At 70.9% G+C, this 12,360-nt stretch carries 14 protein-coding genes; 7 read left to right on the top strand and 7 right to left on the bottom strand.

Going from position 1 to position 12,360, the window contains the following annotated elements; all coding sequences use genetic code 11:
* Positions 1-47 precede the first annotated feature (47 nt).
* From AB4039_RS11630 to AB4039_RS11620, 3 genes are all read left to right on the top strand, one after another.
* On the top strand, positions 48-782 hold the full coding sequence (locus tag AB4039_RS11630; RefSeq protein WP_266847039.1) for an SDR family oxidoreductase: 735 nt from the start codon (positions 48-50) through the stop codon (positions 780-782).
* Positions 783-1,193: 411 nt separating this feature from the next.
* On the top strand, positions 1,194-1,793 hold the full coding sequence (locus AB4039_RS11625; protein WP_266847084.1) for a potassium channel family protein: 600 nt from the start codon (positions 1,194-1,196) through the stop codon (positions 1,791-1,793).
* A gap of 290 nt (positions 1,794-2,083) precedes the next feature.
* Entirely contained in the window at positions 2,084-2,602 is a 519-nt protein-coding gene (locus AB4039_RS11620) for a hypothetical protein (protein ID WP_266847040.1), read from the top strand.
* A 115-nt stretch (positions 2,603-2,717) separates the two neighbouring features.
* On the opposite strand, the gene AB4039_RS11615 is transcribed toward AB4039_RS11620, so the two are convergent.
* The 5 genes from AB4039_RS11615 to AB4039_RS11595 form a co-directional block, all read right to left on the bottom strand.
* Positions 2,718-2,978, bottom strand: coding sequence for a hypothetical protein (locus AB4039_RS11615; RefSeq protein ID WP_266847041.1), 261 nt, complete (start codon positions 2,976-2,978; stop codon positions 2,718-2,720).
* Positions 2,975-3,280: a DUF6247 family protein gene (locus AB4039_RS11610; protein WP_266847085.1), complete on the bottom strand. Its 306-nt coding sequence runs from the start codon at positions 3,278-3,280 to the stop codon at positions 2,975-2,977. The genes AB4039_RS11615 and AB4039_RS11610 overlap by 4 nt, the downstream gene beginning before the upstream one ends.
* 185 nt (positions 3,281-3,465) lie before the next feature.
* A complete protein-coding gene (locus AB4039_RS11605; RefSeq protein WP_266847043.1) occupies positions 3,466-4,017 on the bottom strand; it encodes an ATP-binding protein in 552 nt (183 codons plus the stop codon).
* 10 nt (positions 4,018-4,027) lie between these two features.
* Positions 4,028-4,375, bottom strand: coding sequence for a hypothetical protein (locus AB4039_RS11600; protein ID WP_266847045.1), 348 nt, complete (start codon positions 4,373-4,375; stop codon positions 4,028-4,030).
* Between the two features lie 150 nt (positions 4,376-4,525).
* Positions 4,526-4,876, bottom strand: coding sequence for a MerR family transcriptional regulator (locus tag AB4039_RS11595; RefSeq protein ID WP_266847046.1), 351 nt, complete (start codon positions 4,874-4,876; stop codon positions 4,526-4,528).
* An 822-nt stretch (positions 4,877-5,698) separates the two neighbouring features.
* Between AB4039_RS11595 and AB4039_RS11590 the strand changes: the two genes are divergently transcribed.
* Positions 5,699-5,875: a hypothetical protein gene (locus tag AB4039_RS11590; protein ID WP_266847048.1), complete on the top strand. Its 177-nt coding sequence runs from the start codon at positions 5,699-5,701 to the stop codon at positions 5,873-5,875.
* A gap of 198 nt (positions 5,876-6,073) precedes the next feature.
* On the opposite strand, the gene AB4039_RS11585 is transcribed toward AB4039_RS11590, so the two are convergent.
* Positions 6,074-6,469 (bottom strand): DUF2267 domain-containing protein, encoded by a 396-nt coding sequence (locus tag AB4039_RS11585; protein ID WP_266847050.1) that lies wholly within the window; start codon positions 6,467-6,469, stop codon positions 6,074-6,076.
* Between the two features lie 124 nt (positions 6,470-6,593).
* Positions 6,594-7,028 carry an Hsp20/alpha crystallin family protein gene (locus tag AB4039_RS11580; protein ID WP_266847051.1) on the bottom strand — a complete coding sequence of 145 codons (435 nt, stop codon included), beginning with the start codon at positions 7,026-7,028 and terminating at the stop codon, positions 6,594-6,596.
* Between the two features lie 129 nt (positions 7,029-7,157).
* Between AB4039_RS11580 and AB4039_RS11575 the strand changes: the two genes are divergently transcribed.
* The 3 genes from AB4039_RS11575 to AB4039_RS11565 all read left to right on the top strand — a co-directional run bounded on the left by AB4039_RS11575 (position 7,158) and on the right by AB4039_RS11565 (position 12,267).
* Positions 7,158-7,826, top strand: coding sequence for an HSP18 transcriptional regulator (locus tag AB4039_RS11575; RefSeq protein WP_266847052.1), 669 nt, complete (start codon positions 7,158-7,160; stop codon positions 7,824-7,826).
* 540 nt (positions 7,827-8,366) lie between these two features.
* Entirely contained in the window at positions 8,367-8,717 is a 351-nt protein-coding gene (locus AB4039_RS11570) for a CU044_2847 family protein (protein WP_266847053.1), read from the top strand.
* Positions 8,718-8,721: 4 nt separating this feature from the next.
* Positions 8,722-12,267, top strand: coding sequence for an nSTAND1 domain-containing NTPase (locus tag AB4039_RS11565; protein WP_442270648.1), 3,546 nt, complete (start codon positions 8,722-8,724; stop codon positions 12,265-12,267).
* Positions 12,268-12,360 lie beyond the last annotated feature (93 nt).

The raw sequence follows: 12,360 nt of genomic DNA, 5'->3' as shown, positions 1-12,360 counted from the left end.
CTTCTGGTCTTTCCCTGCCGCCCGTGGGTGAGGGGAGGCTGTGTGCCATGACGACTTCGCAGAAGACTGCTCTGATCACCGGCGCGAACAAGGGCATCGGCAAGGAAACGGCGCGCAGGCTCGCAGCCCTCGGCATCACCGTGCTGATCGGCGCCCGCAACGCCGAGCGTGGCGAGGCGGCGGCCGAGGAGCTTCGCGCCGACGGCGCCGACGTACGGTTCGTACCGCTGGACGTCACCGAGGAGACCTCGGTCCAGGCCGCCGCCCAGCACATCGACGCCACGTTCGGCCGCCTCGACATCCTCGTCAACAACGCCGCGATCGCCGCCGGACCGCAAAAACCCAGTGAAACCGCCGCCGCCACCGTCCGGCAGGTCTACGAGACCAACGTGTTCGGCGTCATCGCGGTGACCCACGCCATGCTCCCCCTGCTCCGCCGCTCCGCCGCCGCACGCATCGTCAACATGTCCAGCGAACTCGGCTCCCTCACCCACCTGGCCGACCCGCGCAGCCCGTGGTCCGCCTACTCATCGGTCCTCCTCCCCTACTGCACCTCGAAGAGCGCGCTGAACGCGATCACCGTGCTCTACGCCGATGAACTGCGCGCCGAAGGGATCCTGGTCAACGCGGTGAGTCCCGGCTACTGCGCGACCGACCTCAACCGCCACACCGGGATACGCACGGCGGAGGAGGGCGCGGCCGTCGCAGTTGACCTGGCGACGGCGGGCGAGGACGGCCCGACGGGCGCCTTGCTGGCCGAGGACGGGCCGATTCCCTGGTGAGACCATGCCGCGCCGTCTCCGCCCGGAGGGTGAGCATGTCCGCCAGAACCATCGCCAGAGCACCCGCACGTCCCGCGGCGCTCACTCCCCTGAGCCGAGGTAGTGCGTGTCGCCTGACCGGATGCGGCGCGGGGGCCCAGGATCTGAGCATGGGCATCGCTCCTGAGGGACGGAACGAGTTCAGCGGGTCGGAGGCAGGTGGTGACGGCGACCGGCTCAAGCGGTTCGATGCGCGGATGCGGCTGCCGATGGTCGCATCGGCGGTCCTGCCGCTCGTCGTCGTGCCCGAGCCCGGAGAGTGGCTCAGCGTCATCGTCAACGTCGCGGCCTGGCTGGTCTTCCTGGCGGACTACGTGATGCGCGTACGCCACGTCGAGAAGTACGCGAGCTCGGCGCTCGGCCAACTTCGACCTGTTCGTCGTGATCGCCACGGCCCCGTGGTTCCTGCTGCCCGGCGCCCAGGCGGGACGGTTCGTCATCGTCTTGCGCCTGGCGAGGCCGGCCCGCCTGCTGTTGGCTGCCAGGGGAGCGCGACGGCTTCTGGCGCGGCTGGAACGGCTGATCGTGGTCGCCACCTGCGTGGTGCTCGTCGCGGTCCTGGTCGCCTACCGTGCCGAGCGGCCCGTCAACACGGAGTTCGCCTCGTTCGGTGATGCTCTGTGGTGGGGGGTGGTGACACTCACCACGGTCGGCTACGGCGACATCGCTCCGCAGACGCTTGCCGGACGCTGGGCGGGCTTCACCATCATGATCACCGGGCTCGCCGTTCTGGGCCTCCTGGCCGGTTCTCTGGCCGGCTTCTTCGGGGGCGAGGACGAAAAGGAACCGCTCACGGATTCCGGTGAGCCGGCGCAGGGGGCTGTCGGGCAACCCGCTTCAGCGGCCCTGGAAGCCCTGTGCGCCGAGATCATCACCCTCCGCGGACAGGTGGAGGTCCTCACCCGGGCCGTCACCGGGGCCGGTCCGGATCGACCGCGCCAGGAGCCTGGTGGCGTCGATCCACCGCACTGACAGAAGGCCCTGCTCCGAACACCCGCCGGAGCAGGCCGTCTTCCCCCGAGGACAGCTTCACCACGCACGGCTCGGAGGCCCGAAACGGCACCTGTCAACCGCGGAACCGTTCTGAGGGCTTCTACGCCGTCAGGGTCGCGCGGCCCGATGGCACTGCCGCTCGCTCCTGACGGGCCGGGCGCAGGGCGGCGGCCGGATGACCGACGCTCGCCGACGCCACAGCGGCCGCGCGACCGGCGGTTTCCCAGGGGGGATCCAGGCTGGCGCGTTGGCTCGTCTACGGTCGCTCCATGACCAGTGAAGGCGTAGTAGCAGATGAGGCGGTCCGTGCGGCGTGGGACTCCTACCGGGTCCTGGAGAAACGGACTTCCGCCAAGGAGCGGCAGGAGGCGCAGCTGCGGGTCAGGGCCGCGGTGGGCACGTACGGGCGTGAGGAGGTGGCCCGGGGCACGGTTTTCCTGGTGGGCGTGCTGACCGGGTACCTGATCGCCGAGCAGTCCGGTGGCGAGGATCGGCTTGATCCGCTCAGCGATCTGATCCCCGCTGTGATCCGCCGACTCCCCAGCTTCGAGATGGCCGACCCGGCTCAGGTGCCGATGGTCACCGGCGTTCTCATGGCTGCCGCGATGGGCATGGACACCGTGGCATGGCGCGACCGGTACGGGCAGATTCCGCCGGAGGAGGCTCTGGTGCACGGCTTCGTGTTGTGGCTGCTCGCCGACCTCTTCGATTCCCTGATCGAACAGCCTGGGGGCATCGACCGGATGATGCGGGAGACCTTCGACTCCATGGCCGCCGGATCCAGCTGACCTCCAGGCGACGACGTCCGATGGGTGGCCATCGGTGGAATCAGCCGTGGCTACGATGACAGCGCCCCGACCTCGGCAATTGCCATGCCGGGGTCGGGGCGCTGTCATCGGGTGGCTACCCGAGCCAGACGATGTTCAGGACGGTCAGGCGGTTCAGCGGCCTGTTCACCCAGTAGGTGAGGGACAGCCGGCTCACCGAGGCGTAGCGCACGTCTTCACCCTCGGGGTCGTCGGCGTTGAACTGCCCGAAGCCCCAGGGGTCGGCCGCGGCGGCGTCCAGCACGTCCCACACGGTGTCTTCGGCGTGCTCGGGCAGGGTGTCGAGGGCCTTCGCGGCCGGCGCGGAGAAGCGGACCGCGTACGGCTGTCCGCTCACCGGCGCCTTCCCCGCAGCTCGGCCATGTCGATGGTCTCGCTGTCGTCGTAGCCGGAGGCGACGAACGCGTCGACCGCCGGGGCGTGCGCGAGGCGACCCTGCCAGTCCTGGACAACCGCGTACAGCCCGCCGAGGGAGAACGACCTGCGGGACTCCTCCAGCGCTGCCGCCCACTCCTGCTCGAAGGCCGGCACCCACTGGGCGGCGCGCCGGTCGGCGCGCAGCTGCGCAAGGAGTTCGGCCGGGGCCCCGGGGGCGGGGGCGTACGGCGTGAGGGGTGCGTGGTCAGGCTGCGCGCTCATGGGCTGGTCCTCCCCGGTCGTCACCTCACGGTACGCGCCCTGGGTGGTCGTGGATGCGGGCATGAGCAGATCGCCTTCCACCGGGTGAGGTGGGGGTGGGCGGTGGCGGGGAGCCGAAGCTCAGTAGTCGTCACCGGCAGAGCCGGATGACCTGGCGAATGGTCCCGGCCGAAGCAGCCTGGTTGTCACCGGTAGCGATGATCGGCGGGCGGAGCTGGACTCTTGACGGCCTCCACGATCTGCAGGGCGGCCTGGGCGGGCGTGAGGTGCGTGGTGTCGACGACCTCGGCCTCACTGTGCAGCCACGTGCGGGCCGCCTCGGCGTAGGGCTCGAGGTATGCGAGACGGAACGGGGAAGGACCAAGGTCCGTGTCCCCCTCAATACGCCCGCGGAGGGTGTCCTGGTCAGCATGGAGAACGAAGTGCCGTACCGGAATCGCATGCTGGGCGAGGCCCGAGCTGATCTCGCGCCAGTAGTGCTCGACCAGGACGGTCATGGGCATTACCAGGGTGCCACCGGTGTATTCGAGTACGCGGCGGGCGGTTTCGACCACGAGCGGCCGCCACGGCGACCAGTCCTGGAAGTTGCCCGTCCAGGGCAGCCCCGGCTTGATGTCCATGAGCGTCTCGCCGACCTTTTCGGCATCGAACACCCGTGAATCCGGGATCAGCTGCTGCACGAGTGCACTGGTCGTCGTCTTGCCCGCGCCGTGGGTGCCGTTGAGCCATACGATCATGGAACCAAGGCTAGCGCCGTGCGGCACGCAGGTGCAGGGGGCGGACCGTCGGCGCAGTGATCCAGATGTCGTTCTCGGCAAAGCGCCACGTACCCTCCTCCCTCGGCGCGGCCGGCAGCCGGCCGCGGCACCGCGCGACCGCGGAATGCGGCGGTGCGCAGCGCGAGGTACGCGAGGGCCGTGACCGACGGCATGGCATCAGGTAAAACGATCCGTCTTCGCGTTGCTCGGCCACCAGATCCTTCGCGCGCCCGGCCGCGGCCGTCAGGCCGGCCTCGGAACCGGCGATGAGTTCCGCAGCCCACGAGGCGATGTGCAGCCACTGCTTGAGCGGCTCGCCCCGGGCGGTCTCCCACATGTGGCGCACCGCGGCCTGTAGGGCGCCGGCACCGCTGTGGGAGTGCCTGCGGCGACGGCCACGGCCACGGCCACGCCCACACCATCCGCCGGACGCCGCCAGCCGCCCGTCGTGGGGTCGCCATGATGGCAGGCACCGGCAGGCTGGTCCTCAGGCCGCGGCCGGCGGATTCGGCGACCCGCTGGCACGCCGGTACTCGGCGTTGATGCGCTGCGCTCCTTCGAGCTGGTCTTCCAGGATCACGATCCGGCAAGCCGCCTCGACCGGGGTGCCCTGGTCCACCAGCTCGCGGGCGCGGGCCGCCATGCGGAGCTGGTAGCGGGAGTAGCGCCGGTGACCGCCCGCGGAGCGCAGCGGGGTGATCAGGCGGTGCTCGCCGATGGCGCGGAGGAAGCCCTGGGTGGTGCCGAGTATTTCGGCGGCCCGGCCCATGGTGTAGGCGGGGTAGTCGTCGTCGTCCAGGTGGCCGCCGAGCGGGCCGGTCGGGTGGGCTGCAGTCATTGCACCTCTCTGTGGAACGCGCGGAGGGGCCCGGGAGCATGTGGCTCCCGGGCCCCGAAGGAACTGCTACACCATCTGCCGACCTTGAACGTGCGCCGGCTTTCTGTTTCCGCCTGCCCGACCGGAACGGCGTCGGGGGTGCGGGGATCGCGGTTGCTTGACCGGAGACCACCTCACTATCGATGTCCTGCGGTACCCGGGCTCCGTACTGCTCGACTGCTCGCCCGGGCGATCCTGATGGCGTTCGGCTCCTCCGTTCTTCCCTCTGGACCACTCACTTACCAAACGGGAACTGCGTACTGCTGGTGTTGCGAACTGCGTGTCCTGCTGGTGTTGCCTACTGCTCGTGGCCTCGCCTGGCGCCACGTTCCGGCAGCCAGCCCCGTCGCCCATCCTGCGTCTGCTCTGGCTTAGAACCCCACTGCCGGACCTCCCGGTGCGCGCGCCCGCAGCCGACGCCTTCACCGAGGTACTGCTCCCTTGCTTCACTGCTGGGTACTGCCACCTACAGGTACTGCAACCACTGCGACTACTGCGACTACTGCTGCGGCGGCCCCTGATCACTGCGGGCCACCCGGTCCGGTCACCAGTCCCGTCGCCGTCCTGCAACCAACCTGGCTTCGGAACTCCGTCACCGCACCGTCCTGCGCACTGCAACTGCGGGTACTGCGGTCCTGCTGCCCGGCAGTTCGTCTCTGCCGGGCCCTTCGATCTCTTCGGGCTACGAGAGAAACCATAACCACCGGACCATCAAATGTCTACTCCGGCGAGTATAGATTTTCGTGCGGGAGGCCGGGAGGTAATCAGCTCCGGGCAGGAAGGATGTACAGAGAGCAGTCCGGGCCATACGCGCTGTGGCTGGTGGCGAGAGCGGAGAGGTCGGGCCGGGACGGCGGCACGGGCGGCGTCGGCTGGCGCACGGTCAACCGCCTCGCCCTCGCCACCCGCGTCGCCAACGTCACCGGCCGCGGAGAGACCCTGCTCGCCCTGCCCCGATAGGCCCGCCTGGGCCTGCCTTCAGCGCATCCCTCGCCTGGCAGCGTTGCCGCCGGGCGCAGGCGTCGTTGTAAGGCTGCGTCACCCGCGAGGTCGCCCCCGAGCCGGCCCCGCCCCTGGTCCTGGCCTCCCCTGGCCAGGACCATCCGACATTCGGGCGTCCGCACCAGCTTCAAGGCCGGTGGGGTGGGCCGGCGGCGGTCAGGTGGGCTGGGGGTGGCCGAAGAGGAGGTCGTAGCCGGGCGGGAGCTGGAGGAGGACCTCACGGGTGAGGACATCGCCCGCGGTAGCAGCTGCTGTGGACAGGACGGCGCCGATGTCCCACAGGGCCGTCCTCTCGGTGGCGCCCTCGATCCAGGCGGCGGTCGCACGGACGAACCGCTCCGGTGAGAGCGGCTCCGCCGCCTGCAGCGGATTCAGGAGGATCAGGGCGTACGTTTCCGGGAGTCGGGCGGCGAGCTCGGCTCGCACCGTGCCGGCCAGGTGGGCCCCGAGCAAGGCCAGAACGACACGGGCGACCCGGTCGGCTTCCTCCACGGTCGCGTACTCGCCGCGTTCCTGGACGTGGGCCAGGAACGACTCCCTGCGTATCGGCATCACGTCACCTCCGGGAAGGGGTGAGGGGGTGAAGGGGTGAAGGGGTGAAGCATGCGGAGGGCAGGATGCCGGAGGGGGAAAATAGGCTTTCCCGCCCTCCGCGGCCGGCTGACGGGGGGATGGTTCAGCCGGAGATCTGCTTGCGGCCGGTGCTGCCGCTGATGCTGACCTTGCGGGGCTTGGCGCGCTCGGCGATCGGGATGCGCAGGGTCAGGACACCCGCGTCGTAGTCGGCCTGGATGCGCTCGGTGTCCAGGGTGTCCGCGAGGACGATCTGGCGGGAGAAGACACCCAGGGGGCGCTCGGAGAGCTCCACCTTCACGGAGTCGGCCTTCGCGACCGGACGGCGCTCCGCCTTCACGGTCAGCATGTTCCGCTCGACGTCGATATCGATCGCCTCGGTGCTCACCCCGGGCAGGTCGAAGGCGATCACATATTCGTCGCCCTCGCGGTAGGCGTCCATCGGCATCACCGACGGCTTCGACCAGGTCCCGGACGTACCCGACAGCTGCTGGACGATGCGGTCCATCTCGCGGAACGGGTCAGTGCGCATCAACATCGCGAAACACCTCCGGTTGGCTCAGGCAGAAACTGCCAATGCGCTTCAACGTGCATCCGTTGTAACATGTCGTCTTAACGATGACAAGCAAGGCGTCATCTGGAGGATGACAGAGCGACGGAGAGTCCCGTGAACGAAGCCGACACGCCGGCCGCGCCGGTCCCCTTCCCCGCCGCCGCGGCGGCGCTGGAAGCCATCAGCCAGTCCGTGAAGGACGCGCAGCACTCCTCCGCCCGGGCGCCGCTCACCGCGGGGCCGCCCGCGGCCGAGGCCGGCCCGCATCCGGCGCTGGCCGCGCTGCTGATGCTGCGCGAGATCCGCGAGCAGCTCGCCGGCTGGGAGAGCGGGCTCATCGAAACCGCCCGCGGACACGGTGCGAGCTGGGCCGACCTCGCCGGCCCCCTCGGGGTCGCCAGCCGCCAGGCCGCCGAACGCCGCTACCTGCGACTGCGCCCCGGTACCCCCGGCTCCACCGGGGAAGAACGCGTCCAGGCCACCCGCGACACCCGCGCTGCCGAACGCACCGTCACCGCCTGGGCCCGCAACAACGCAGCCGACCTGCGCCGCCTCGCCGGAGAAGTCACCTCCCTCACCGGCCTGCCCGCCAGTGCCGACCACGCGCTCGGCGAGCTGAACCAGGCCCTCGCCGACAATGACCCTGCCCGCCTCGTGCAACCCCTGACCGCGACCCGGGCCCACCTGCAGCCCGAGACGGGCGACCTCGCCGAACGCATCGACGCCCTCACCCGGCACACCGAAGAGCTCCGCCAGGACACCCGCGACCAGCGCAGCACCTAGGCATGGGGGGCCGCCCCCTGGTCCCCTTCGCAGGCCGTACCGTGCTGCGCATGCGGCCACAACGCTGTGCCCCCGCCACCGCGGAACAGGTACACCGCCTGCTCGCCGACGGCGTTTCCACCCCTGCCGCCCAGACACCGCGCTCGGGGTGCTCGAATGACCGGCCACGCCCAGGGCGGGGGCATGACGCATGAGCTGCGCGTGGTCGTCTACCCGCCGGACGCGCAGGGTGGGCGCCGAGTGCGCTGCGACGGCGAGGTACTCGGCCGGCTCGTACCGGTCCCCCAGGACCGTCCGTCGTACCCCCACGCGCGCCCCCGCCGTCCCGACTCGTTGGGTGTTCAGCGAGCCGTCAATTCCCATCTACCGGAGAGAACTTGGCGCTTCGCGGGCGGCCGGCGCCGGACCGTCTCGTCCGTTCGGCCCGCCCCGGGGTGCGGCACGGGCCGGGCCCGGCGATGCTGGCGGTGACCGCCGTGGGCCCGGCAGGCGACGCGTACTCCCACGCGCGGGGATGCGCAGGCAGAGGAGGAACCGGCCGTGGCACCTCTTGCTCGGATTCCGTTGGACAGCGGGGGCTGGCTCCTGGTCGAGACCTCGGCCGCCACGCCGGAAGGACCGGTGAAGGCCGGTCGCGTCACGGATGCCATCCAAAAGCTGCCGGCGAGCCTGGAAGAGGCGCTGGTGCCCGTCAGTGCTGCGGCGCAGGCAACGCTCACGCAGCTCCGCAAGGCCCACCCGGACGAGATCACGGTCGAGTTCGGTGTCGACCTCGCGGTCGAGGCTGGTGCCGTGATCACCAAGAGCGGTGCGCACTGCCACCTGAAGGTGACCGTCCAGTGGCACAAGCACGCCCCCGGTCTCCCCGGCACGGCCGAGGACACGGAGTGATCCGGTGGACACCACCGACGGGGAACCGGCCGGTGCCCGGATGCCGGCACTGCCCACTGCCACGGCCCAGGTACTCAGCCCGGACGGGCAGCCGGCCGGGGCGGGGTTCCTGGTGGCCGAGGGTGTTCTGGTCACCTGCGCCCACGTCGTCGAGGCCGCGGGAGGCGGGCCCGGCGGGCGGGTGCAGTTGCTCTTCCCACACCTGGCGGGCGCGCCCCGGACCGAGGGCGAGGTCCTGGACGGCGCGTGGCGCGCCCCGGCGGACGAGGACGTGGCGATCGTACGGCTGGCCGGCACGCCTGCGGGTGCGCAGGTGCTCCCGTTGGGTTCCGCGGAGGGCTGCCGGGGCCACCGGGTGCACTCGTACGGGTTCCCCGCGCAGGCGCAGGAGGGCGGGCACTACGGCTATGCGAAGGCCGGCGACCTGCTGCCCGCCGCCGGGACCGGGGGCCTGCACCTACAGCTGACCGCCGCGAACGACCTGACCACCGGGTTCAGTGGCGGACCGGTCATCGACGAGGTGACCGGCCTCGTCATCGGCATGCTCACCGAGATCACCGCCCCCGACGCGTACGAGCGGGGGCAGGGCATCGCCTACGTCACGCCCACGCAGGTGCTGCGGGAGGTCTGGCCGTCGCTGGCCGATCAGGGCGTGTGCCCCTACCGGGGCCTCGAGGTGTTCACCGCAGAGCATGCCCGGTGGTTCGAGGGCCGGCAGGACGCGGTGCGGCAGGTACTTGCGAGCCTGGCCCGGCAGCAGTTGACGTTGCTGCTGGGGCCCTCCGGGTCGGGCAAATCGTCCCTGGTCCAGGCAGGTGTGCTGCGCGCCCTGGCCGCGGGCGAGCTGCCCGGCAGCGACCGGTGGCTGCCCGTCGTCGCCCGGCCGCGGCAAGACCTGCCGGCCGAACTCGAACGGGCCGGACTGCCCGGGGCCGCGGCCGAGGGGATCTCCGGCGCCGTCGCCCGCAGACTCTCGGCCGAACCCGCGGACCGGGGCCTCGTGCTGGTCATCGACCAGTTCGAGGAGCTCCTCACCCAGCCCGGGACCGGTGCGGATCAGCCCGCGAGCGGCGCGGACCGCCGTTTGGAGATCGCGGACCAGATCACGACGGCGATCGACGCGCACCCACGCCTGCACATGATCCTGATCATGCGCGACGACTTCTATCCGCAGCTGGCCGCGCTGACACCCCGGCTGTTGGAGGCGGCGATGCCGGGGTTCCTCAACGTGCCCGGCTTCCTGAGCCGGCAGGACCTGCTCGCCATCATCACGCTGCCCGCCCGGGACGTGGGGCTCGGCTTCCAGCCCGGTCTGCCCGAACAGATCGTCACCGACGTCCTGGCCATCACCCCCCAGAGCGCCACGGCGGGTCAGGCGCCGGTCACCGTGCTGCCGCTGCTGGAGCTGGCACTCAGCCAGCTGTGGGACCGGCGCCAGGACGGCTACCTCACCCATGACGCCTACCGGCGCATCGGCGGCGTCACCGGAAGCCTCACCAACTGGTGCGACACCGCGCTCAGCCGGCTCTCCCCCGGCCAACGGCCCGTCGCCCGGCGTATCCTGACGTCGCTGGTACGCCCCGAAGACCCCGACCACCGCATTCCCGCCATCCGCGCGCAGCTCCCCCTCGGCGAACTGCGCGACTTGGCCGCCGGACCCGAGGGCACGGCCGGGGGCGATGGCTCCGCCGTCGACGACGTCATCGCTGCCCTCACGAGCCATCGCATCATCACCACCCAGACGCTCCGCGGTCCGGAGCGTCCCGGTGACCCGCCCGGGCAGCCGGTGGCCGAACTGATCCACGACGCCCTCATCCGCGACTGGGGTACGCTGCGCGAGTGGGTGAGACGGGACCACGACTTCCAGAGATGGCTCGACCGGACCCGGGAACGGCGTGCCCGGTGGGCCGCGGACAACGACCCCGGGGACCTGCTCGGCGGAACGGCTCTGGCCGAGGGGCTCGATTGGTCACAGCAACGCCATCTGCCGGGCGACATCGCGGTCTTCCTGACGGCGAGTAAGGAGCGCCAACAGGCGGTCATCCGGCGCAGCAGACGCCTCAACACGGTCCTGGCCACCCTGCTCGTCCTTGCCCTCGTCGCCGCGGGCGGCGCGGTGCGGCAGTGGCGGAATGCGGTCGCCGCACGTGAGGCAGCCCAGTCCCGGCAGCTCGCCACGCAGGCCAACACCCTCCTCGACACGAACCCGGACCTTGCTGCTCTCCTCGCCATCCGGGCCTACCGGACCAGTCACACCCCCGAAGCCCTCGCAGGTCTGGAAGACGCCGCAGCCCTGCCGCTCAAGCACCGTCTGCCGGGCCACACCGGTGGGGTCGGCAAGGTGGCGTTCAGCCCCGACGGGAAGACCCTGGCCGCCGGCAGCGTGGACGGACCAGTGCGGTTGTGGGAGGCGACCACGGGCAAGAGCCGCGCCATCCTCACCGGCCCCGCTGGTGGACTGGGTTCGGTGGCCTTCAGCCCCGACGGGAACACGCTCGCCACCGGCAGCGCCGACGGACCGGTGCTGTTGTGGGACGTGGCCACCAGGAAGCCCCGGGCCACCCTCACCGGCCACACTCGGACCGTGACGTCGGCGGCCTTCAGCCCCGACGGCAAAACCCTCGCCACCAGCAGCGACGACGCAACGGTGCAGTTGTGGGACGTGGCCACCGCCAAGGCCCGCGCCACCCTCAGCGGCGACATCGGCTACACGATGACGTCGGTGGCGTTCAGCCCTGACGGGAGCATCGTCGCCGCCGGTAGCGGCGACTCGACGGTGCACTTGTGGGACGCCACCACGGGCGAGCCCCGGACCGCTCTCAAAGGCCACACCGGTCCCGTGTTGTCGGTGGCGTTCAGCCCCGACGGGAACACACTCGCCAGCACCGGCCAGGACTACACGGTGCAGTTGTGGGACATGACCACCGGAAAGCCCCGCGCCGCACTGGACAGCCTGCTTCAGCGTGTGTTCGCGGTGGCGTTCAACCGCGATGGGACCACCTTCGCCACCGCCGGCGAGGACAAAACAGTACAGCTTTGGGACCCGGCCACAGGAAAGCTCCGCGCCACCCTCGGCGGCCACTCCGAACCCGTGACGTCGGTGGCGTTCAGCCCGGACGGGAAGACCCTCGCCACCGGCAGCGCCGACAAGACGGTGCGGCTGTGGGACGTCGCCGCCAAAAGGCTCCGCGCCACCCTGACCGGCCACACCGACAGGGTCTGGTCCGTGGCCTTCAGCCCCGACGGACTCACCGTCGCCTCCGGCAGCGACGATTTCACGGCCCGATTGTGGGACATGCGTACCGAAGAGACCCGCGCGACCCTCACCGGCCACGCCAACAACGTTTCCTCGATGGCTTTCAGCCCCGACGGCCATACGCTGGCCACCGGTAGCGGGGACGGCACCGTGCGGCTCTGGGACGCGACGCTCCGCAAACCCTCCGTCGCCATCCAAAGCATCTGCCAGGCCGTCAACCGCGGCTTCACCCCGGAGGAACGGACGGCCTACCTCAAGGGCCGGTCGACCGGCTCCCCCTGCCCGTCCCGCTGATGCCGCGCTCGGTCCGAGCCGGCGACGGGACTCACGCGGGTAAACCCGGCGACCCGCTGGAGTCCTGCGCCGAGCCTGCCTGGACCCGGACGA

It is taken from the genome of Streptomyces sp. M-16, from assembly GCF_052114405.1.
GTDB lineage: Bacteria > Actinomycetota > Actinomycetes > Streptomycetales > Streptomycetaceae > Streptomyces.
The sequence above is the reverse complement of the archived record's forward strand: the minus strand, read 5'-3'. Positions and strand labels throughout refer to the sequence as shown.

Excerpts from the sequence above, each read along its gene's own strand:
- AB4039_RS11600 (WP_266847045.1), bottom strand. The coding sequence starts at position 4,375 with ATGTGGGAGACCGCCCGGGGCGAGCCGCTCAAGCAGTGGCTGCACATC.
- AB4039_RS11590 (WP_266847048.1), top strand. The coding sequence starts at position 5,699 with ATGTACAGAGAGCAGTCCGGGCCATACGCGCTGTGGCTGGTGGCGAGA.
- AB4039_RS11610 (WP_266847085.1), bottom strand. The coding sequence starts at position 3,280 with ATGAGCGCGCAGCCTGACCACGCACCCCTCACGCCGTACGCCCCCGCC.
- AB4039_RS11620 (WP_266847040.1), top strand. The coding sequence starts at position 2,084 with ATGACCAGTGAAGGCGTAGTAGCAGATGAGGCGGTCCGTGCGGCGTGG.
- AB4039_RS11585 (WP_266847050.1), bottom strand. The coding sequence starts at position 6,469 with ATGCCGATACGCAGGGAGTCGTTCCTGGCCCACGTCCAGGAACGCGGC.
- AB4039_RS11595 (WP_266847046.1), bottom strand. The coding sequence starts at position 4,876 with ATGACTGCAGCCCACCCGACCGGCCCGCTCGGCGGCCACCTGGACGAC.
- AB4039_RS11605 (WP_266847043.1), bottom strand. The coding sequence starts at position 4,017 with ATGATCGTATGGCTCAACGGCACCCACGGCGCGGGCAAGACGACGACC.
- AB4039_RS11580 (WP_266847051.1), bottom strand. The coding sequence starts at position 7,028 with ATGTTGATGCGCACTGACCCGTTCCGCGAGATGGACCGCATCGTCCAG.
- AB4039_RS11630 (WP_266847039.1), top strand. The coding sequence starts at position 48 with ATGACGACTTCGCAGAAGACTGCTCTGATCACCGGCGCGAACAAGGGC.